General features: G+C 69.3%; 21 protein-coding genes and 1 other RNA gene. 5 read left to right on the top strand and 17 right to left on the bottom strand.

Annotated features, from left to right (window positions below):
• Window positions 1-76: 76 nt before the first annotated feature.
• Window positions 77-511, bottom strand: coding sequence for an Hsp20/alpha crystallin family protein (locus C3942_RS00385; protein WP_104228356.1), 435 nt, complete (start codon window positions 509-511; stop codon window positions 77-79).
• A 70-nt stretch (window positions 512-581) separates the two neighbouring features.
• Complete coding sequence (gene tfpB / locus C3942_RS00380; RefSeq protein ID WP_104228355.1) at window positions 582-2390, bottom strand: type IV pilus assembly ATPase TfpB; 1809 nt, start codon at window positions 2388-2390, stop codon at window positions 582-584.
• 228 nt (window positions 2391-2618) lie between these two features.
• Here tfpB and C3942_RS00375 point away from each other — a divergent pair, with 228 nt between their 5' ends.
• From C3942_RS00375 to yihG, 3 genes are read left to right on the top strand one after another with little or no spacing between them, the layout of a single operon-like run.
• On the top strand, window positions 2619-3089 hold the full coding sequence (locus tag C3942_RS00375) for a protease complex subunit PrcB family protein (RefSeq protein WP_165797258.1): 471 nt from the start codon (window positions 2619-2621) through the stop codon (window positions 3087-3089).
• Window positions 3086-3808 (top strand): nuclear transport factor 2 family protein, encoded by a 723-nt coding sequence (locus C3942_RS00370; RefSeq protein WP_104228354.1) that lies wholly within the window; start codon window positions 3086-3088, stop codon window positions 3806-3808. Before C3942_RS00375 ends, C3942_RS00370 begins: the two co-directional genes overlap by 4 nt.
• Complete coding sequence (gene yihG, locus C3942_RS00365; protein ID WP_104228353.1) at window positions 3808-4710, top strand: 1-acylglycerol-3-phosphate O-acyltransferase, YihG family; 903 nt, start codon at window positions 3808-3810, stop codon at window positions 4708-4710. The genes C3942_RS00370 and yihG overlap by 1 nt, the downstream gene beginning before the upstream one ends.
• 71 nt (window positions 4711-4781) lie before the next feature.
• Here the strand turns inward: yihG and metW are convergent, their stop codons facing one another.
• Genes metW through proC form a run of 4 tightly spaced genes read right to left on the bottom strand, consistent with a single transcriptional unit; the run spans window position 4782 to window position 7923 of the window.
• The gene (gene metW / locus C3942_RS00360; protein ID WP_104228973.1) at window positions 4782-5390 is read right to left on the bottom strand and encodes a methionine biosynthesis protein MetW; all 609 of its coding nucleotides are present in this window, start codon (window positions 5388-5390) and stop codon (window positions 4782-4784) included.
• A gap of 8 nt (window positions 5391-5398) precedes the next feature.
• Window positions 5399-6541: a homoserine O-succinyltransferase MetX gene (gene metX / locus C3942_RS00355; protein ID WP_104228352.1), complete on the bottom strand. Its 1143-nt coding sequence runs from the start codon at window positions 6539-6541 to the stop codon at window positions 5399-5401.
• A complete protein-coding gene (locus tag C3942_RS00350) occupies window positions 6538-7092 on the bottom strand; it encodes a YggT family protein (RefSeq protein WP_104228351.1) in 555 nt (184 codons plus the stop codon). The genes metX and C3942_RS00350 overlap by 4 nt, the downstream gene beginning before the upstream one ends.
• A gap of 9 nt (window positions 7093-7101) precedes the next feature.
• Complete coding sequence (gene proC, locus C3942_RS00345; protein ID WP_104228350.1) at window positions 7102-7923, bottom strand: pyrroline-5-carboxylate reductase; 822 nt, start codon at window positions 7921-7923, stop codon at window positions 7102-7104.
• 73 nt (window positions 7924-7996) lie between these two features.
• Between proC and ilvA the strand changes: the two genes are divergently transcribed.
• Window positions 7997-9556, top strand: a complete 1560-nt coding sequence (ilvA, locus tag C3942_RS00340; RefSeq protein ID WP_104228349.1) for a threonine ammonia-lyase, biosynthetic — start codon at window positions 7997-7999, stop codon at window positions 9554-9556.
• Between the two features lie 90 nt (window positions 9557-9646).
• Here the strand turns inward: ilvA and C3942_RS00335 are convergent, their stop codons facing one another.
• The 9 genes from C3942_RS00335 to sohB form a co-directional block, all read right to left on the bottom strand.
• Window positions 9647-10153 carry an outer membrane beta-barrel protein gene (locus tag C3942_RS00335; RefSeq protein ID WP_104228348.1) on the bottom strand — a complete coding sequence of 169 codons (507 nt, stop codon included), beginning with the start codon at window positions 10151-10153 and terminating at the stop codon, window positions 9647-9649.
• 100 nt (window positions 10154-10253) lie between these two features.
• On the bottom strand, window positions 10254-10706 hold the full coding sequence (locus C3942_RS00330) for an EVE domain-containing protein (RefSeq protein ID WP_104228347.1): 453 nt from the start codon (window positions 10704-10706) through the stop codon (window positions 10254-10256).
• A gap of 4 nt (window positions 10707-10710) precedes the next feature.
• Window positions 10711-11232 (bottom strand): 5-formyltetrahydrofolate cyclo-ligase, encoded by a 522-nt coding sequence (locus tag C3942_RS00325; protein ID WP_243393504.1) that lies wholly within the window; start codon window positions 11230-11232, stop codon window positions 10711-10713.
• A gap of 52 nt (window positions 11233-11284) precedes the next feature.
• Window positions 11285-11464: non-coding RNA, 6S RNA (gene ssrS, locus C3942_RS00320), on the bottom strand.
• 80 nt (window positions 11465-11544) lie between these two features.
• Window positions 11545-11874 carry a cell division protein ZapA gene (locus C3942_RS00315; protein WP_104228345.1) on the bottom strand — a complete coding sequence of 110 codons (330 nt, stop codon included), beginning with the start codon at window positions 11872-11874 and terminating at the stop codon, window positions 11545-11547.
• A complete protein-coding gene (locus C3942_RS00310) occupies window positions 11871-12071 on the bottom strand; it encodes a hypothetical protein (protein ID WP_104228972.1) in 201 nt (66 codons plus the stop codon). The genes C3942_RS00315 and C3942_RS00310 overlap by 4 nt, the downstream gene beginning before the upstream one ends.
• A 101-nt stretch (window positions 12072-12172) precedes the next feature.
• Window positions 12173-13606, bottom strand: coding sequence for a DegQ family serine endoprotease (locus C3942_RS00305; RefSeq protein ID WP_104228344.1), 1434 nt, complete (start codon window positions 13604-13606; stop codon window positions 12173-12175).
• 84 nt (window positions 13607-13690) lie between these two features.
• Window positions 13691-14323, bottom strand: a complete 633-nt coding sequence (locus C3942_RS00300; protein WP_104228343.1) for a YbhB/YbcL family Raf kinase inhibitor-like protein — start codon at window positions 14321-14323, stop codon at window positions 13691-13693.
• Window positions 14324-14385: 62 nt separating this feature from the next.
• Entirely contained in the window at window positions 14386-15417 is a 1032-nt protein-coding gene (gene sohB / locus C3942_RS00295; protein WP_104228342.1) for a protease SohB, read from the bottom strand.
• Window positions 15418-15652: 235 nt separating this feature from the next.
• Here sohB and C3942_RS00290 point away from each other — a divergent pair, with 235 nt between their 5' ends.
• Complete coding sequence (locus tag C3942_RS00290; protein ID WP_165797257.1) at window positions 15653-16795, top strand: OmpA family protein; 1143 nt, start codon at window positions 15653-15655, stop codon at window positions 16793-16795.
• A gap of 152 nt (window positions 16796-16947) precedes the next feature.
• Here the strand turns inward: C3942_RS00290 and C3942_RS00285 are convergent, their stop codons facing one another.
• Together C3942_RS00285 and C3942_RS00280 are read right to left on the bottom strand one after the other, a co-directional pair.
• On the bottom strand, window positions 16948-17742 hold the full coding sequence (locus C3942_RS00285) for a TatD family hydrolase (protein WP_104228340.1): 795 nt from the start codon (window positions 17740-17742) through the stop codon (window positions 16948-16950).
• A 1-nt stretch (window position 17743) separates the two neighbouring features.
• Window positions 17744-19501 (bottom strand): HTTM domain-containing protein, encoded by a 1758-nt coding sequence (locus tag C3942_RS00280; RefSeq protein WP_104228339.1) that lies wholly within the window; start codon window positions 19499-19501, stop codon window positions 17744-17746.
• Between the last annotated feature and the right edge of the window lie 13 nt (window positions 19502-19514).

Raw genomic sequence — 19514 nt, 5'->3', positions numbered from 1 at the left:
GCAAGGACCGCCGGGCGGCCCCAACGCAGGCGGGGCGCCGAAGCGCCCCGCCTGTGCACGGCCTTGGCGCGGCGCCTCAGTGCGTGACCGTGATCTTGCGCGCCTGCGCCTGAGGACGCTTGGGGATGGTGATCTCCAGCACGCCGTTGCGGTTGGAGGCGCTGACCGCTTCGGAATCGACCGTGTCCGGCAGCGCGAAACGGCGGTGGAAGCGTCCGGTGGCGCGTTCGACGCGGCGGCGCTCGACGCCGGCCGGCTCGGCGGCCGCGGCGCGGTTGCCGCTGAGGGTCAGCACGCCTTTCTCCAGCGTGAGTTCGATCGTCGCCGGATCGACGCCGGGGACATCCGCGGTGAGCACGAACTTGTCGGCGTACTCCTCGATGTCGACGGCGGGCGCCCAGTCGGCGGTGGCGCCGCTGGAATCGTCCTGCGCAGCGCGGTCTACCGCGCGGCTGAACTCGCGGAACAGGGCCTGGTGCAGGCCCCAGGGCTCATAGCGAAGAATGCTCATGTACAACCTCCTCGGATCAGTTCGGCGACCGTCGCCGTTGCCTGGGAAGGTGAGGCCCGCGGCCGCGATTTCAAGACCCCCTGGGAACCGCCTGTTCCGGATGGCGGGGCGGGGCAGGCGGGGTGGTGCGGATGACCTCCTCGACCGTGGTGAGCCCGGTCCACACCTTCTGGCTGCCGGCAATGCGCAGCGGCATCATGCCGCTGCGCAGCGCGGCATCGCGCAGGTGTACCGGATCGGCATCGTCGCGGATCGCCTCCTTGAGCGCGGGCGTCATGCTCAGCATCTCGTAGATGCCGGTGCGTCCGAGATAACCCGTCTCGCGGCATTCGAGGCAGCCGACCGCGTGATGCACGTGCTTCGGCGGCTCGATATGGGTTCCGCCGACCAGTTCCTGCCAGGCGCCGGGATCGGGCTCCACCGGCTTCTTGCAGTGCTTGCAGAGCTTGCGCAGCAGGCGCTGGGCCACTACGCCGAGCAGGGTCGAGCGGATCAGGTAGGCCGGCACGCCCAGGTCGAGCAGGCGCGTGACGGCGCTGGGAGCGTCGTTGGTATGCAGGGTGGACAGCACCAGGTGGCCGGTGAGCGCGGCCTGGATCGCCACCTCCGCGGTTTCCAGGTCGCGGATTTCGCCCACCATGATGATGTCCGGGTCCTGGCGCATCAGCGCGCGCACGCCGGAGGCAAAGGTCAGGTCGATGCCCGGTTGCACCTGCATCTGGTTGAAGCGCGGCTCCACCAGCTCGATCGGATCCTCGATGGTGCAGACGTTGACCTCGGGCGTCGCCAGGTGCCGCAGCGTGGAGTACAGCGTGGTGGTCTTGCCCGAGCCGGTGGGGCCGGTCACCAGGATGATGCCGTGCGGCTGGTCGATCATCTCCTGCCAGCGCGCGCCGTCGTTGCCGCTGAAGCCCAGCTCGGCGAAATCCTTGACCAGCACCTCGGGATCGAAGATGCGCAGCACCAGCTTCTCGCCGAAGGCGGTGGGCAGCGAGGACACGCGCAGCTCGATCTCCTTGCCGTCGGGCGAACGCGTCTTGATGCGCCCGTCCTGCGGCTTGCGCTTCTCGGCCACGTCCATGCGCGCCAGGATCTTCAGGCGGCTGGTCACGGCGGTGCCAACTGCCGCCGGCACCTGGTAGACGTCGTGCAGAACGCCGTCGATGCGGAAGCGCACGTTGGTGGCGTCGCGGCGCGGCTCGATATGGATATCGCTGGCGCGCTGTTCGAAGGCGTACTGCAGCAGCCAGTCGACGATCGCAACGACGTGGTGATCGTCCGCGGTGAGCTTGCCGCTGCGGCCGAGCTGGGTGAGCTGCTCCAGGTTCTGCACGCTCCCCAGCGCCGGTCCGCTGGCCTTCTCCTTCTGGCTGGCCTTGACCGAGCGCGCCAGCGCATAGAACTCCACCAGGTAGCGTTCGACGTCGAGCGGATTGGCCAGCACGCGGCGGATCTGCTGCTTGAGATGGGGCTGCAGGTCGCGCTCCCATTCGCGCAGGTAGGGTTCGCAGGTGGCCAGCACCACCTCGTCGGCGGTGACCTTCACCGGCAGGATCCGGGCGCGCGTCGCAAAGGCATAGGACACCACCGAGGTCACCTTGCCCACGTCGATCGACAGCGGGTCGATGCGCAGGTAGGGCAGGCCGCTGCGCTTGGCCAGCCACTGCGTCAGCACCTCCAGGGTCAGCTTGCGTCCGGGCGCCTGCGGGTTGTCCCATTCCGCCGATGCGATGGCCGCCAGCGGATGCCGCGGATCCGGGTTGTTGGCCAGGCGGATGTTCAGTTCCCGGGTGGCTTCACGCTTGACCAGCCCGTCGGCCACCAGGGCCTCGAGCAGTTCCGGCAATTCCAGGCGATGTTCGGGGATCGGCTTGTTCATCCTGCCATCTTTGCACCCCCGCGCCCGGTGGGGAAGAAGCGTGATTCGCCCCGCAGCCGCCGCGGGAGGGCACGGGGGATTTGCCCGGCCCGCTATTGCACCGCACAATCCCGCCGGGCGGCGATGCGACCGGTCGCGCCGGCGCGACAGCGTATCGCCCGGCCGGCATCTGCCCGAAGATCCCATACCGCCTCCTCCGGGAGGCGGTCCGTCATGAAGGAAGCGTCTATGAAGCATGGAATCCTGCTGCTCAGCCTGGGGCTGAGCGCCTGCGCCGGCTGGATGCAGCGCGAGAGCTCGGTCGAGGTCAGCGAGGTGGCACGTTCCTACCAGTGCAACAGCCAGGGCCCCGAAACGCGCGTCAGCCTGATGCCGGACGGCGCCGCTGTTGCCGCCTGGCAGCAGCAGCGCGGTGTCGAGTTCGACACCGCGCGCCTGCCGCAGGGGCCGTTCGCGCTGGTGGAGATGGGCGAGCGCAACAGCGGCGGCTACGGCCTGGCGGTCAGCCGGCTGGCGGGCCGCCGCGGCGACACCCTGATCCTGCGCGGCACTTTCGTGGCGCCGGGGGCGGACGAAGTGTCCACGCAGGCGATCACGACGCCCTGCGTGCTGGTCAGCCTGCCGCGCGAAGGCTACGCCACGGTCGAGATCGTCGACCAGGATGGCCGGTTGCGGGGTCGCGCCGCCGCGGCGCCATGAAGCTCCGCCCTCTCTGGGGCTGGCTGCTGGGCACCGTGCTGCTGCCGGCGGCCGCCGCGCCGCCGGCGCCGTCCAGCCAGCCCGGCCTGGTTCCGACCGAGGTGGTGGATGCCTTCCATGCGGCGCTGGCCAGCGGCGACCGCAAGGGCGTGGTCCAGCATCTGGCGGCGGACCTCAGCATCTACGAGCAGGGTTTCACCGAGCTCGGCCGTGACGCCTACGCCGAGGGCTCCATGCCCAACGACATCACCTTCGCCAGCCTGGTGAAGCGCGAGGTGCTGCGGCGCGATGCCTGGGAGGACGGCAATGTCGCCTGGGTGCTGACGCTGAGTTCCGTGACCGGTGATTTCGGCGACCAGAAGCTGGCGCTGGTCAACACCGAAACCCTGGTGCTGCGGCGCACCGACCTGGGCTGGAAGATCGTGCACATCCATCGTTCCGCCCACCCGCGCGGCACGGACGAGGAATTGCCGGAGCCACTGGCCAGGAAGGCGGCGCCTCCTCCACCCGCGCCGCCGCCTGCGCCAACCCCGGCTGTGCCACTGCCACCCGCGCCACCCGAGTCCGCCGCCGCGGCGCCTCCCAAGGCGGCTTCGGCTGAACCCGCGCCTGCGTCCAGCGCGGCGCCTGCATCCGACGACGCACCCGCACCCGAGGCCGGAGCGCTGCCGCCCCTGCCGCCCGCGCCGCCGGCGCCGACCCGCCCCGAGGGGGAATGATGCTGCAGTTCCTGCCCGCGCCGCTGCTCGGCGCCATCATCTTCAGCTTCCTGCTGATCAACACCTGCTTCTGGGTGGTGCCGGTATACCTGCTGATCCTGGTCAAGCTGGTCACGCCGCCCGGCGCCCCGCGCGATGCCGTGTCGCGCTGGACCGCCGCCCTGGCGCAGAACTGGGCAGGCGTGAACAGCTGGGCGGTCGGCGCCCTGATGAAGACCGAGTGGGACATCCGCATCGACGCGCAGCTCGATCCGCGCGGCCAGTACCTGGCCTGTGCCAATCACCAGAGCTGGAACGACATCGTGGTGCTGATGAAGACCTTCGGCCACCGCGCCCCGTTCTTCAAGTTCTTCATCAAGCAGGAACTGATCTGGGTGCCGCTGCTGGGCCTGGCCTGGTGGGGGCTCGACTATCCCTTCATGAAGCGCTACAGCGCCGAGAAGCTGGCCAGGCACCCGGAGCTGCGCGGCAAGGACGTGGAGACCACCAAGCGCGCCTGCGCCAAGTTCCGCAACCAGCCGGTGCTGGTGCTCAATTTCCTGGAAGGCACCCGCTTCACTCCGGCCAAGCACGACAAGCAGCAGTCGCCCTACCGGCACCTGCTCAAGCCCAAGGCGGGCGGCTTTGCCTTCGCCATGAACGCCTTCGGCGAGCGCCTGAATTCGCTGCTCGACATCACCATCGTCTATCCCGGCGGTGCGCAGGGCATCTGGGGGCTGATGTCGGGCCGGGTGCCCAAGGTCATTGTCGAGGTGCGGCAGCTCACCATCCCGCACGAGCTCTATGCGGGCGACTACGAGAACGACCCGGCTTTCCGCCAGCGCTTCCAGAACTGGATCGGCGAGCTGTGGGAGCACAAGGACCGGCGCGTCGCCGAACTGCTGCGCGGTTCGGCCGGATAGCGATCCGGGGACGGGTGCAAAGCAGAAGGCCCGCCATGCGGGCCTTCTGCTTTGCACCCGTCCCCCGGCGGCTATCGGTCCGGCGCGGGTTCCTTGTCCTGCAGCAGGTACAGCGCCACTTCGCCGAACAGGTTGGGACGCAGCCGGATGCGCCAGCCCTCGCGGTGGCTGCGGTCCAGCATGCGGCGGTCCAGGATGCGCCAGCCGATGTCCTCGCAGAGCCGCTCGAAATCGTCCACCGAGCAGAGATGGATGTTCGGCGTGTCGTACCAGCGCTCGTCGAGCACCGGCGTGATCGGCATGCGTCCGCCGGCCAGGCCCAGGCGCACGCGCCAGTGGCCGAAGTTGGGGAAGGTGACGATGCCGAAGCGGCCGACGCGCAGGATTTCCTCGATCGCCAGGTCCGGGCGCTGCAACGCCTGCAGGGCCTGGGTCATCACCACGTAGTCGAAGGACTGCGACTCGAAGCCCTTGAGGCCCTCGTCGAGGTCGGCCTGGATGACGTTGACGCCCCGCTCGACGCAGGAGGCGACCTTCTCCGGATCGATCTCCAGGCCGTAGCCGGTGACGTTGTGCGTGTGCGCCAGGTGCGCCAGCAGCTCGCCGTCGCCGCAGCCCAGATCCAGGATGCGCGAACCGGGCTTGATCCAGTCGCAGATCAGCGCAAGGTCGGGACGCAGGGTGGTGCTCATGCGATCTCCTGCGCCACGCGGGCGAGGTAGCCGCGCAGCACGCGGTGGTACTGCGGGATCGGCATCAGGAAATCGTCGTGGCCCAGCTGCGAATCGATCAGCGCGTAGGACACGTCGCGGCCGGCGTCGACCAGGGCCTTGACGATCTCGCGCGAGCGCTGCGGCGAGAAGCGCCAGTCGGAGGAGAAGGCCACCACCAGGAACTTCGCCGTGGCGCGGCGGAAGGCCGCCGCCAGGTCGTTGCCGTACTCGCGCGCCGGATCGAAGTAGTCCAGCGCCTTGGTCATGATCAGGTAGGTGTTGGCGTCGAAGCGGTCCACGAAGGACTGCCCCTGGTAGCGCAGGTAGCTTTCCACCTCGAACTCGACGTCGAAGTTGTAGCTCGGCTCCGCCGTCTTCAGCTCGCGGCCGAACTTGGCGCGCATGGCCTCGTCGGACAGGTAGGTGATGTGGCCCAGCATGCGCGCCAGCTTGAGGCCGCGCGCGGGCACCACGCCCTGCTCGTAGAAATGGCCGCCGTGGAACTCCGGGTCCGACAGGATGGCCTGGCGGGCGATCTCGTTGAAGGCGATGTTCTGCGCGGAGATCTTCGGCGCTGCCGCGATGACGCAGGCATGGCGCACCCGCTCCGGGAACTCGATGGTCCACTGCATGACCTGCATGCCGCCGAGGCTGCCGCCGATGATCGCGGCCCAGCGGGCGATGCCGAGTTCGTCGGCCAGCAGGGCCTGCGAACGCACCCAGTCGCGTGCCGTCACCAGCGGGAAATCGGGCCCCCAGGGCTTGCCGGTTTCCGGGTTGATCGTGTTGGGGCCGGTCGAGCCGCGGCAGCCGCCGAGATTGTTGAGCGCCACCACGAAGAAGCGGTCGGTGTCGATCGGCTTGCCCGGGCCCACGCAGTTGTCCCACCAGCCCGGCTTCTTGCTGCCCTCGTGGTAGCCGGCCACGTGATGGTCGCCGGACAGGGCATGGCAGATCAGGATGGCGTTGGAGCGCGCGGCGTTGAGCTGGCCGTAGGTTTCCACCATCAGCTCGTGCTGCGGCAGCGTGCGGCCGCAGTCCAGGGCCAGGGGCTGGCGGATCAGCAGCTTGAACGGCTGTACCAGGCCGACCGAGTCGGCAGGGTAGGCTGGGCTCATCGGAACATGCCGGGCAGCGGGACCAGGCGCACCACCACCTGCAGGGCCAGCGCCACCAGCAGGGGCGACAGGTCCAGCCCCGACTGCGGCAGCAGGCGGCGCACCGGGCGCAGCAGGGGCTCGTTCATGCTCCACAGCACGTTGCTGGCCGGATTGTTCACGCCCGGGCCCAGCCAGGACAGGATGGCCTGGATGGCGATGGTCAGCGTGTAGAGGTTGAGCGTCATCGTCACCAGCTTGAGCAGCGCATACCACATGGCCGGGTAGCGGCTCAGGCGCAGGTTGAGGATGCCGCTGATCGTGTGCACGTAGACCAGCGCGATCAGGAACACCACCAGCAGCACGCCGACGTTGAAGTTGCGCCAGGGCGGCAGCACGCGGCGCAGCTGGTCCGTCGGGTAGCGCGTGGCCTTCCAGATCATCTGCGACAGCGGGTTGTAGAAGTCTGCGCGCACGAACTGCAGGATGATGCGCAGCAGGAACAGCCACATCACGATGTCGAAGACCGCGGTGACGAGGAAGTACAGCGCGTTGGTCGCGTTGGCGCCCATCATCGTTCCTCAGGACTGTGCATCGAGCAGGTCGCCCAGCTCGCGGCTGCGGTTCGCGGCGGCGGCCAGGGCCTCGTCGAAGCTGCGGCGCAGGCCGGCGGCTTCCAGGGATTTCACGGCGGCCTCGGTGGTGCCGCCCTTGGAGGTGACCTGGGCGCGCAGTTCGACCACGTCGCGCGCGCCCTCGGCCGCCGCCATCTGCGCCGAGCCGGCAAAGGTGTGCAGGGCCAGCCGGGCGGCGGTGTCGCGGTCCAGGCCCAGCTTTTCGCCGGCCTCGCGCAGCGCCTCGGTCAGCAGGAAGAAGTAGGCCGGGCCGGAGCCGGACAGCGCGGTAACCGCGTCGATGTCCTCCTCGCGCCGCAGCCACACCGTGGCGCCGGCGGTAGCCAGCACGCTCTCGGCCAGTTCCCGGGCGGCGGCGGGGGTGCCGTCGGCGGCATAGAGGCCGGTGATGCCCTTGCCGATCAGGGCCGGGGTGTTGGGCATGGTGCGCACGTAGTGGGCGGCATCACCCAGGGCGCGGCGCAGGCGCGCCAGGCGGACGCCGGCGGCCACGGACACCACCACGCAGCCGGGGTCGGCCTGCAGGCCCGCCAGGGCCTCGCCCATCTGCTGGGGCTTGACCGCCAGGACCAGCGCGCCGGCGCCCGGGACCACCTCGGCCGCGGTGGACCGCACCTGCAGGCCGAACTGCCGGCGCAGCCACTCGGCGCGCTCGGGCAGGGGCTCCGCTACGCGCAGGCGCTCCGCCGGGTGGCCGGCGGCGATCAGGCCGCCGATCAGGCTGGCCGCCATGTTGCCGCCGCCAATGAAGGCAATCGTCTGCAGCATCGTTGTCTAGGGGGTGTCCGGCAGGGTGCAGCAAAAAGGGAGCGTATGATATTGCACCCTGCCCGCCAACACTATGAGCCAGAAGAAACCCTCCGCGGACGTCCAGAAGATCCTGAACGGCTACCGCGCCCGCATCGAGGACGCCCGGGTCTACGACGTCGCCATCGTCTCGCCTTTCGAGGAGGCGCCGAAGCTGTCCGCCCGCCTGCAGAACCGGGTGCTGCTCAAGCGCGAGGACCTGCAGCCGGTCCATTCCTTCAAGCTGCGCGGGGCCTACAACAAGATTGCCCGGCTCAGCGACGCCGAGCGGGCCCGCGGGGTCATCACCGCTTCGGCCGGGAACCATGCCCAGGGCGTGGCGCTGGCGGCCCGCCGCCTGGGCCTGACGGCCTGGATCGTCATGCCCCGGACGACGCCGCAGCTGAAGGTGGACTCGGTCAAGGCCCTGGGCGGCAAGGCGATCCTGCACGGCGACGCCTACGACGATGCCCGCGAGCATGCCCTGAAGCTGGTCGAAGAGAAGGGCATGACCATGGTCCACCCCTACGACGATCCTGAAGTGATCGCCGGGCAGGGCACCATCGCGCGGGAAATGCTGGAGCAGTACCCGGAGCCGATCGACGCGGTTTTCGTGCCCGTAGGCGGCGGCGGCCTGCTGGCCGGCATCGCGGCCTGGATCAAGGCCCTGAGTCCCAAGACCCGCGTCATCGCGGTGGAGCCCGAGGATTCGAACTGCTTCGACGCCGCCTGGAAGGCCGGCCGGCGCGTGACGCTGCCGCAGGTCGGCCTGTTCGCCGACGGCGTGGCGGTGAAGCAGATCGGCGAGGAGACCTTCCGGGTGGCCCGCCACCTGGTGGACGAGACGATCCTGGTCAGCGTCGACGAGATCAGCGCCGCGATCCGCGACATGTTCTACGAGAAGCGCGCCCTGCCGGAGCCGGCCGGCGCGCTGGCCGTGGCGGGCATCAAGCGCTGGGTGCAGGAGAAGGGCGTCACCGGCAAGACGCTGGCGGCGGTCATCTCCGGTGCCAACGTCAACTTCGACCGCCTGCGTCACATCGCCGAGCGCGCCGAACTGGGCGACGACGCCGAGGCCCTGCTGGCGGTGACGATTCCCGAGCGGCCCGGCAGCTTCAAGCAGTTCCTGAAGCAGATCGGGCGGCGCACGGTGACGGAGTTCAACTACCGCTACGCCTCGCCCAGGGAAGCGCATGTCTTCCTGGGCGTGAGGCTGACCGAGGGGCAGGCCGAGCGCGAGGCGATCATCGCGGCGCTGCGCGAGCATGGCTACCCCGTGACCGACATGACCGGCAACGAAATGGCCAAGCTGCACGTGCGCTTCATGGTCGGCGGACGCTGCCCGGGCCTGGCCGACGAGCGCCTGTTCCGCTTCGAGTTCCCTGAGCGTCCGGGCGCCGCGCTGGACTTCCTGCAGGCGGTGGGCTCGCGCTGGAACATCTCGCTGTTCCATTACCGCAACCATGGCGCCGCCTATGGGCGCGTGCTCTGCGGCCTGCAGGTGCCGAAGAAGGAATGGGCGGAGTGCCGCCGCTCGCTCGACGAACTCGGCTACGAGTACGTCGAGGAAAGCGACAACCCCGCGTACAACCTGTTCCTGGGCACCGGGGCCTGATCGGGCGCCGCAGCCCGCCGGTTGCCCCGCTTGTCGAAGGGTGGACGGGCCCCCGCCCGGCCTTCCCTGGCCGGGCGGGGACCCCTCGCTTCAGAAGCGGAACTCGAGACCCGCCGAAGCCATGTCGAGATCGGAGTTGCCGACCTCGTAGCGCTCGTACTCGGCCTTGAGCGCGAAGTTCTGCGCGATGGGGAAGGTCACGCCGGCGCCGTAGAACAGGTTGTCCTTGTCGTCGTCGATCTCCTCGGACACCGACTGGCCGTCGACCTCGGCGAAGGCGTAGCCGACCTTGCCGTAGATGCGCGCGATCTCGCCCAGCGGGATGCCGGCCGTGACGGCCAGCGTCCAGGCATCGGCGTCCGGGCCGTCGCTGTCGCCGCCCAGGTTGCCGAAGTTCACGTAGCCGATCTCGCCGCCGATGATGCCGGCATAGCCGCCGGCCATGATCTTGTAGCCGTCGTCGGAGCCGTCGAAATCGTCGTTGTCGAAGCTGGCACGGCCGTAGCTGGCGCCGAGATAACCGCCCATCTCCGCCGCTGCCGCGGTGCCCGCCAGGCTCGTCAACAGTACCGCCGCCGCAATCGTCCTGATCCGCATGTCGCACCTCCATGTGCTGGTGGAGGTTCAAGACTGGTGCGCGGCGCCTTGCTCAACGCTTAACGGGCGGAACTTTCCCCTCGCCCGGCGGAAAACCGTCTCACTCCAGCGACAGGATGTGCTCCCAGTGCTCTTTGCCCACCGGAATCACCGAGAGGCGGTTGCCCGGAGCGAGCAGGCGGAAATGGGCGAGCTTGCGGTCGTCGCGCATCTGCGCCAGCGTGATCGGATGCTTGAGCTTGCGCTGGAAGCTGACGTCCACCAGCAGCCAGCGCGGCTCTTCCTTCTTCGACTTGGGGTCGTAGTGATCGGCCTTGGGGTCGAACTGCGTCGGGTCGGGGTAGGCCACCGAGGCGATCTTCATCACGCCGTAGATGCCCGGCACCTCGCAGGAGGAGTGGTAGAAGAAGGCGAGGTCGCCCGGCTTCATGTCGTCGCGGAACATGTTGCGCACCTGGTAGTTGCGCACGCCGTCCCAGGGCGCGGTCTTCTTCGCCTTGAGATCGTCGATCGAGAAACAGTCGGGTTCCGACTTCATCAGCCAGTAGGCCACGGCATCAGCTCCTGAAAACGAATAGGGTCTTGTCGGTGACGACGGCATCCAGCCGCACGTCCCAGGGTTCGGCCGGCAGGGCGGGCGCCTGCTGCAGCGCGTAAGCGTAACCCACCAGCCGGGGGCGGCTGCCGCGCCGTCCCGCGAAGGCGCGGTCGTAGTAGCCGCCGCCGGCGCCCAGGCGATGCCCCCTGGCGTCGAAGGCGGTCAGCGGCACCACCACCAGGTCCAGGCGCATCGGCCCGCGGCGCGCGCCGCGAATGGCCGGCTCGAGGATGCCGTAGCGGTTGCGGCGCAGGCGCGTGCCCGGGGCGTAGCGTTCGAAGCGCATGCGGTGTCCGTCCAGCACGCGCGGCACATAGACCGCCTTGCCGGCGGCATGGCAGCGATGCAGCAGGGGCAGGGTATCGAGCTCGCTGCCATGGGCGAGGTACAGCGCCAGCTGGCGCGCCCGGCGGAACAGGAGGCTGCGGGCGAATCTCGCGGCGGCCCGAGCGGCGGCGCGGCGGCGCTGTGCGGGGCCCAGCGTCCGGCGCAGGCGGCGGAACTCGCGCCGCAGCTGCGTCTTGGAATCAGCGGTGTCTCCCGCCGGTGCCGTCATCGGCTTTTGACCTTGAGACTTAGTCTCAAGTGGGCGCCGCGCCGGGCATTGGGCTTCCCACTGCGGGGTGGGCCTGCACGCCAGCCACGGGTAAAGCTCCCTGGGTGTTTAAATAGGCTCAAGGGTACCAAGCCGACATCGAACACCGCAGGAGACACCTGGCACAAGGATACCATCGAATGCCTCCGCAGGCGGTCCGTCGTCGGCTTTGCCGCACCGCGCGGCGGCTGCGCCGCCTTATTCCAGCGACAGCGTGGAGTCGATGTCGAGCGACATCTGGCGCAGCTTGGCCAGCGCCTCGGGGTTGACCTGCGTGACGCCCTCGACGCCTTTGAGTTCAAGCAGTTCGCGCGCGATGTTGAGGGCCGCCATGACGGCGATGCGCTCGCTGCCCAGGGCCTTGCCGCGCTTGCGGATGGTGCTCATGCGCTCGTTGAGGTAGTCGGCCGACTTGACCAGCGCCTCGTGCTCCTCGGGAGGGCAGGCCACGGCGTACTCCTTGCCCATGATGCGCACGGTGACGCTCAGGGGTTCCTCGCTGTTGCGGTCCTTGGGCGTCGGGCTCATTGGGACGACTCCTGCTCGGATTCCAGCATGCGCACTCTCTCGACGATGCCCTCGATGCGGCGGCGCAGCTCGGCGTTGAGCGCCAGCAGGCGGTCACGTTCCTGCAGCGCGCGCTTCTGCTCCAGCCGGGCCTGCCGGTAGGCGGCCAGCAGGCGCTGCGTGCGTTCCTCGAGCTGTTGGACTTCTTCTTCGAGCATGCCGGTCACGGGCAAAAAATGGGCGACGGACCGAAGTATAAGTCCGTCGCCCATCCTAAGACAGTTGGGGATTCCCTACAGCCGGAAACCCCTGTCCGGCACTAGCGGATCAGGATGAACAGGGCTCCCGGGCCGCGGCGGACGTGCAGCAGCAGTTCCGGCGCCTTGGGATTGGCCAGCTTGGAGAAGTCCTCCAGGTCCTGAACCGGGCGGCGGTTGACCGCGATGACGATGTCTCCCGGGCGCAGGCCGGCGCGGGCGGCCGGGGAGCGCGGCTCCACCGCCTGCACCAGCACGCCGCGGGTGTCGCCGGCGTTCTGGCGCGCCGACTCGTCCAGCGGGGCGAAGGTGGCGCCCTTGAGCTGCGGGTGCAGGTTATCGCTGTCGGCGGCGATCTCCTCTTCCTTGCCGATGCTGACCGTGACCTCGCGCGGCTTGCCGTCGCGCAGCACCTTGAGCGTCACCTTGTCGCCGATGCGCATCAGCCCCACGCGGTTGCGCAGCTGGGCGAAGTTCTCGACCGCGCGGCCGTTGGCTTCCAGGATCACGTCCTCGGACTTCAGGCCGGCCTTGTCGGCGGGGGACTTGGGCAGCACGCGGGTGATGACCGCGCCGCGGGTGCTGGTCAGGCCGAAGGCCTTGGCCAGGTCGGGGGTCAGGTCCTGGCCGTTGATGCCGATGCGACCGCGCTGGATCTCGCCGTTGGACACCAGCTGGCTCATGACCTCGCGGGCCAGGTTGGTCGGGATCGCGAAGCCGATGCCGATGTTGCCGCCCGAGCGCGACAGGATGTTGCTGGGGATGCCGACCAGCTCGCCGCGCAGGTTGATCAGGGCGCCGCCGGAATTGCCCGGATTGATCGAGGCATCGGTCTGGATGAAGTCCTCGTAGCCGCCCTCGCTGATGCCGGTCTGGCGCGACAGGCCCGAGACGATGCCCGAGGTCACCGTCTGGCGCAGGCCGAAGGGCGAGCCGATGGCGACGACGAAGTCACCGACCTGCAGCTGGTCGGAATCCGCCATCTTCAGCGCGGTCAGGTTGTCCGCCTTGATCTGCAGCACGGCCACGTCGGTGTCCGGGTCCTTGCCGATCAGCTTGGCGTCGAACTCGCGGTCGTCGTTGAGGCGCACGGAGATGCTGTCGGCCTCGGCCACCACGTGGCTGTTGGTGATGACATAGCCCTTGGCGGCATCCACCACCACGCCCGAGCCGATGGCCTGGGACTCGCGTTCCTGCGGTTGCTGCTGCTCGGGCGCGCCGAAGAAGCGGCGGAAGAAGGGATCCTGCATCAGCGGGTTCTGGATCTCGACCTTGGACGTGACCGAGATGTTGACCACCGCCGGCATCACCGCCTTGAGCATCGGCGCCAGCGAAGGCACGCCCTGCACGGGGGGCACGGCCTGGACCACCGCGCCGACCGGCGGCAGGTCCGCGTGGGCCCGCTCCGGGTTGCCGGACAGTAGCGCAGCGGCGCCGATGATCGAGGCCGACACGGCCAGCGGCGCGAAAATCTTGATCGCAAAGTTGCGTGACATCGGGTGGTTCTCTGGGAAGAGCCGCCAACGGGCGGCGATCGCTATGACCTTGCAGCCTGCAGCGAGTTTCCTGCCGCGGCCTGCTTATTTCAGGCTGAAGCGGGGGTTCAGGCTGTAGCGGCCGGTCAGCCGGGCCTGGGCCAGCACATGGCCCTCCAGGGCCTTGCGCACCTCGGCCAGGCCAAAGGCGCCCTTCACCGGGGCCGCCTCCAGGTCGGTGGCATACAGCTCGAAGCGGTAATGGTGGACCCGCGAATCGTTCCAGGGCGGGCAGGGGCCGTCGTAGCCCAGGTAGCTGCCTTCCATGCCGGCGTCGCCCTTGAACCAGCCGGTGTAGTCGTTCTGCCCCTGGCGGCTGCCCGCGGGGCCTTCCGGGGAGGCCTTGCCGCGAGCGGTCACGCCGGCCGAGCAACTGCCCTCGGCGATCTCGGAGACCGTCGCCGGGATATCGACCACCGCCCAGTGCAGGAATTCGCCGCGCGGCAGGTCGAAGGGCACCTCGCGGCCGGGCTGGTTGACGTCGTCCGGGCGGGTCGGCACATCGCCGTCCACGCACAGCAGCACGAAGGACCGGGTGCCCTCCGGCGCGCCGCTCCAGGCCAGTTGCGGGTTCAGGTTCTTCGACAGGCGCACCCGCTGCTTCGGGTCCTTGACGCAGAAGGCGAGGCGGCCGGGGAGTACGCCGTTGTTGCGGAAGCTCGTGCTGGTCAGTTTCATGTCCTTCTCCAGGTTCTTGTGGTGCCAGTCGGGGGTTCAGGTTGCGGCCGGCCGCGGCCGTTTCAAGGGGCTAGGGCCTTCTCCATGCCGCCGCGCAAGCCCGTGCCCAGCCGCACCAGCCCCTGGGCCAAGCGCTCGGACAGCGGGTGGCGCCGCTTGAAGCTCAGCTCGTAGAGGTCGGCGTCGGCCTTGCGCTCCAGCAGGTAATCATCGCTGGTCTGCAGGTGGTCGACCAGCTTCAGCTCCAGGGCCTGGCTGCCGTACCAGTGCTCGCCGGTGGCGACGCGGTCGATCTCCAGCTGGGGTCGGTTGCCGGACACGAAGGACTTGAACAGCACGTGCGTGGCCTCCAGCTCCTCCCGGAACTTCTCGCGGCCCGCCTCGGTGTTCTCGCCGAACAGCGTGAGGGTGCGCTTGAACTCGCCGGCAGTATGCAGCTCCACGTCGATGTCGTGCTTCTTCAGCACCCGGTGGAAGTTCGGCAGCTGCGCCACCACGCCGATGGACCCGACGATGGCGAAGGGCGCCGCCAGGATGCGGTCGGCGACGCAGGCCATCATGTAGCCGCCGCTGGCGGCCACCTTGTCGATCGCCACGGTCAGCTTCAGGCCGCGGCCGCGGATGCGCTGCAGCTGCGAGGCCGCCAGGCCGTAGGCGTGCACCATGCCGCCCTCGCTCTCCAGGCGCAGCAGCACCTCGTCACGATCGCGCGCCACCTGCAGCAGGGCGCTGATCTCCTCCCGCAGGGAGTCCACCGCGTGGGCGGCGAGGTCGCCGTCGAAGCTCAGGGTGAAGATCCGCGGGCGCGGCGCCGGCTCACCGCGCTTGGCGGCCTTGCGGCGGGCCTTCTCCTCGGCCTTCTGCTGCTTGCGCAGCCGCTTGAACTCCTCTTCGGAGAGCAGGTCGGCGTTGAGGATGTCGGCCATCTGCTCATAGCGCTCGTTGAGGTTGCGGACCTCCAGCCGGTCGGGGCCGTGGCCGGGGCGCGCGTGGCGCAGGATGGCGGCCAGGCCGGCCGCCACGGCCAGCAGGGCCGCCGCCCAGGTCAGGGTCTTGGCCAGGAACAGACCATACTCAGCAAGGAATTCGGTCACAGGAAATCCGTTGGAAGATCATCAAAAGACTGGAAAAAGGACTGGTAAATCCGCCGGGGGGCAGGCAAAATCCGCAGACGGGGGAGCCTGAATGGGCATCCAAGTATATTTTCAGCCAGCCACGGTTTCGCAAGGACTGTTGCTGCGCTGCAACAAGCGAATGCATAATGCACTCGCTTGCGGGTCATTACCCCCACACTCTTGGCAGCTTTCATCTTCAGGTTGGAGATTCAAAATGAATAAGACAACCCGCGCAGCTCTGACCCTGGCCCTGGCGGCGATTGCGCTGCCGGCGGTCGCGGCCGACGAGACGCGCCCCTATATTTTCGGTGGTTACCAGACGGTGCTTGCCGATCAGGCCGATCGTGCGTCCGACTCCAGCAACGGCTACGCGTTCAGCGCCGGCAAGGCCCTGAGCAAGCACTGGGGCCTGGAGTTCGGCGGTTTCTGGAACCAGTTCGAGGCCGACAACGGCGGCACCAACGAATTCCGTGAGCTGGGCGGCCATCTGGACGCGCTGTTCTTCTACTCGCGCAACCGCGCCTTCTCGCCCTACGTCAGCCTCGGCGTCGGCGCGATGAAGAACCAGAACAAGACCGTTGCCGGCCAGCCGGAGGACACCGATCCGTTCGGCACCCTGGGCGTCGGCTTCTTCAAGTACTTCGGCGACGAAAGCCGCTATGGCTTCCGCGCGGATGCCCGCTACCGCTACGTCGATACCGAAATCCCGGGCCTGGACGACTCGCTGCTCGAGCCGGTCATCAAGGTCGGCCTGGTCGCCGCCCTGGGCCCGAAGGGCTCGGGCCTGGGCGATGCCGGCGGTCCGGATGCGGACGGCGACGGCATTCCCGACGACGCCGACCTGTGCCCCAACACCCCGAAGGGCGTGAAGGTCGACTCCAAGGGCTGCCCGGTTGATTCCGACGGCGACGGCATTCCGGACGCGCTGGACAAGTGCCCGGGCACCGCCAAGGGCGTCAAGGTCGACTCCAGCGGCTGCGCGAAGGATGGCTCCGGCGAAGGCCCGAACCGCCGCTTCGAGGACGTGCACTTCGAGTTCGACCGCTCCGACCTGACCGACTACGCCCGCTCGATCCTGGACAATGCGTCCAAGGCCATCGGTGGTCTGTCGCAGCAGTACCCGAGCCTGAAGGTCGACGTCTCCGGCCATACCGACTGGATCGGCACCGACGCCTACAACCAGGCCCTGTCGGAGCGCCGCGCCAACTCGGTCAAGCAGTACCTGACCCGCAAGGGCGTGGACAGCAAGCGCATCAACACCTACGCCTACGGCGAGTCCAAGCCGGTCGCGACCAACGAGACCGACGAGGGCCGCGCCCAGAACCGTCGCGTCGAGGTTCGCACCCGCGGCGAGTAATCGCCCGGTTGGCAAGCAGAACGAAGACCCCCGCCAGCGATGGCGGGGGTTTTTCTTTGGGTGACTGCAGGCCATCGACAGGGAGCGCGACGGCACGGCCGCGCGCGGCGCGTTGGCCGGGAGCAGGGAGGAGGCTGGGGGAAGTACTGCGGCTAGGCGTCCAGCCGGAAGAAGCGCCGCGCGTTGTCGCGGCTGATGGCGGCGACGTGCTGTTCCGTCTGTCCGCGTGCCTGTGCCAGTGCCTTCACCACCCAGGGCAGCAGCGCCGGTTCGTTGCGGCGGTCGCCGCGCCGCTGCGTCGTCGCGTTGCGCGGCAGGAGATACGGCGCATCGGTCTCGATCAGCAGGCGCTCGTCCGGGATGCCGGGCACCGCCTCGAACAGCGCCTTGCCGCGACGCTCGTCGCAGACCCAGCCGGTGATGCCGATATGGCAGTCCAGCGCCAGGTAGTCCTGCATCGCCTCGCGGGTATCGGTGAAGCAGTGCACCACTACCGCGCCCAGTAGCGGACGGAACTCCCGCAGCATCGCCAGGAAGTCGGCGTGCGCATCGCGCTGGTGCAGGAACAGCGGCTTGCCCGTTTCCACGGCGATCCGCAGCTGGGCCTCGAAGGCGCGCCGCTGCTCCTCGTGGGGGGAATAGTTGCGGTTGTAGTCCAGGCCGCATTCGCCGAGCGAGACCACCTCGGGGTGTCCGGCCAGTTCACGGATCTGCGCGGCCAGTTCACCGCTCCATTCGCTGGCATGGTGCGGGTGCAGGCCGGCGGTGGCGTAGAGCCGCCCCGGGTGCTGCCGCGCCAGGGCCAGGGCTCTGGCATTGCTGTCGAAGGAGCTGCCGGTGATCACGATCGCTTCCAGGCCGGCCTGCCAGGCCCGGTGGAGCATCGGTTCGAAGTCGGCGTCGAAGCTGTCGTGGGCGAGGTTCGCTCCAATGTCGATCAGGCCCATCTCAACCTCGCGCGGCGCATTCCTGCTGCAGCAGGATGCGCTGCTCGGGCTGGGTGGCGGCGCCGCCGGGCGGCGGCGTGGGGCGCAGGACGTGCACCAGGCGGACGCTGCTCAAGGCTTCGTCCGGGCCGGCGTTCCAGCGGCGGCAGAGCCAGCGCGCATAGTAGGGGCGGTGGGCGGCATAGGCATCCAGTGCCAGCCGGTCGCGCAGGCGCTGCCAGCGCTGGCCGTCGCCATAGACGGCCGCCTGGCTGAAATCGGGCGCGGCCCGAGGCCGCAGCAAGTCGATCTCGCGGCCCTGCGCCGTGCGACCGGCGGCGACGAACCAGCCTCCGTCGCGGGAAGGCGAGGGGGCATCCAGGCCCCAGGACTGGTCCAGACGCAGAGCCTGCAGCGGCGGCGCCAGCAGCCGCTGCACCGCGCCCGGCAGCCAGCCGACGGTGGTGGCATTCCAGGCCAGGATCAGCACCAGGAAGACGGCAGCGACGCGCTGCCAGCCCGGCGGCGTCTCCCAGCGGATTTCGCGCCCCGGTCGCGCCGCGCCGGCCGGGCGGGCGGCGAGCCAGCCGTGGAGGCGATCGCCCAGGCGCTCTACCGCGGGCAGCTTCGCCGGGCGGTGCAGCCAGGACAGCAGCGGCGAATGGCGCAGCAGCGTCGCCAGTGCCGCCCAGCGCAGGTAGGCCTGGTCGTCGATGTCGATCACCACCCAGGAGCGGTTGGCCTGCAGCAGCGCGCGGGCACGCGGCGCATCCTGCGCGGCGCCGAGCTGTGCCTGCGGCAGCACCAGGAACTGCTGCAGCAGAAGGCTGTTGCGCAGGCTCGCGGGCCGGTCGCGGTCATGGTAGATCCGCAGGCCGGCGGCCGGCGGCCGGCGGCCGGCGGTCCACTGCCAGAAGCCGGGGCCGAGCAGGACCGCCAGGCCGGCCAGGCCCAGCAGCGGCAGGGCCCCTTGCCGCAGGCTCAGCAGCAGGAGCAGCTGCATCAGCGCCAGCAAGGGCAGCAGCAGCGCCCGGCCGTGGCGGCTGGCCAGCGGCAGCAGGGCCAGCGGGGCGGCGAGCAGCGACAGCCACCAGAGTGCCGGCGTCAGGACTTCCAGCAGGCCCGGAGCCTCCAGCAGCCAGCGTCCCAGGGCGGTGGCCTGGCCGTCGAGGGACAGCAGGTAGTAGAGCGCCGTGCCTTCCCCGCGCCATTCGGGGCCGCTGCGCAGCAGCGCCGAAAAGAAGTAGACCGACAGCACCTGCAGCAGCAGGCCGGCGCCGGCCCAGGAGACATGCAGGTTTTCCGGCGGAGGGGGGCGGGCCGCCAGCGCCGCGTCCACCGACCAGCGGCTGCCCAGCGGCAGGAAGGCGGACCAGAACAGCAGGCAGGTCAGCAGCAGGTCGGCGGCGCCGGCCGCCAGCGGCGCGCGGCTGACCACCGAAGCCTGCAGCACGAAACCCAGCACGGCGGCCAGCCGCGTGCGCCAGCCCAGGGCCAGCATCGCCGCCAGCGCCACCTGGACCAGCAGCAGCAGGCCGGAGAACAGCGCCGTGCCGTTGAGGAAGTAGAGCGACAGGCGCCAGGGGCTGTCGGAGGCCATGACCCAGCCCCGCGGCAGCACGCCGCCGTCGCTGTACAGGGCCGACAGGTCGCAGAGGCTGCCGAGGCTGAGCCAGAACAGGATGCCGCCGAGCAGCGCGCGGAACAGGGCCAGGCTGCGCAGGTCGAGGCCGAACAATTCGGCGAGGCGCGGGTGACGGGCGGCGAAATCGGGACTCATCGTCGGCGGTTTT

It is taken from the genome of Solimonas fluminis, assembly GCF_002930645.1.
GTDB lineage: Bacteria > Pseudomonadota > Gammaproteobacteria > Nevskiales > Nevskiaceae > Solimonas_A > Solimonas_A fluminis.
Note: the sequence above shows the minus strand (reverse complement) of the source record. Positions and strands in the feature narration are given on the sequence as shown.

Bases quoted from the DNA above. Each gene is read 5' to 3' on its own strand.
- C3942_RS00385 (WP_104228356.1), bottom strand. From the start codon at position 511: ATGAGCATTCTTCGCTATGAGCCCTGGGGCCTGCACCAGGCCCTGTTC.
- tfpB (WP_104228355.1), bottom strand. From the start codon at position 2,390: ATGAACAAGCCGATCCCCGAACATCGCCTGGAATTGCCGGAACTGCTC.
- C3942_RS00375 (WP_165797258.1), top strand. From the start codon at position 2,619: ATGAAGCATGGAATCCTGCTGCTCAGCCTGGGGCTGAGCGCCTGCGCC.
- C3942_RS00370 (WP_104228354.1), top strand. From the start codon at position 3,086: ATGAAGCTCCGCCCTCTCTGGGGCTGGCTGCTGGGCACCGTGCTGCTG.
- yihG (WP_104228353.1), top strand. From the start codon at position 3,808: ATGCTGCAGTTCCTGCCCGCGCCGCTGCTCGGCGCCATCATCTTCAGC.
- metX (WP_104228352.1), bottom strand. From the start codon at position 6,541: ATGAGCCCAGCCTACCCTGCCGACTCGGTCGGCCTGGTACAGCCGTTC.
- C3942_RS00350 (WP_104228351.1), bottom strand. From the start codon at position 7,092: ATGGGCGCCAACGCGACCAACGCGCTGTACTTCCTCGTCACCGCGGTC.
- proC (WP_104228350.1), bottom strand. From the start codon at position 7,923: ATGCTGCAGACGATTGCCTTCATTGGCGGCGGCAACATGGCGGCCAGC.
- ilvA (WP_104228349.1), top strand. From the start codon at position 7,997: ATGAGCCAGAAGAAACCCTCCGCGGACGTCCAGAAGATCCTGAACGGC.
- C3942_RS00335 (WP_104228348.1), bottom strand. From the start codon at position 10,153: ATGCGGATCAGGACGATTGCGGCGGCGGTACTGTTGACGAGCCTGGCG.
- C3942_RS00315 (WP_104228345.1), bottom strand. From the start codon at position 11,874: ATGAGCCCGACGCCCAAGGACCGCAACAGCGAGGAACCCCTGAGCGTC.
- C3942_RS00310 (WP_104228972.1), bottom strand. From the start codon at position 12,071: ATGCTCGAAGAAGAAGTCCAACAGCTCGAGGAACGCACGCAGCGCCTG.
- C3942_RS00305 (WP_104228344.1), bottom strand. From the start codon at position 13,606: ATGTCACGCAACTTTGCGATCAAGATTTTCGCGCCGCTGGCCGTGTCG.
- C3942_RS00300 (WP_104228343.1), bottom strand. From the start codon at position 14,323: ATGAAACTGACCAGCACGAGCTTCCGCAACAACGGCGTACTCCCCGGC.
- C3942_RS00290 (WP_165797257.1), top strand. From the start codon at position 15,653: ATGAATAAGACAACCCGCGCAGCTCTGACCCTGGCCCTGGCGGCGATT.
- C3942_RS00285 (WP_104228340.1), bottom strand. From the start codon at position 17,742: ATGGGCCTGATCGACATTGGAGCGAACCTCGCCCACGACAGCTTCGAC.
- C3942_RS00280 (WP_104228339.1), bottom strand. From the start codon at position 19,501: ATGAGTCCCGATTTCGCCGCCCGTCACCCGCGCCTCGCCGAATTGTTC.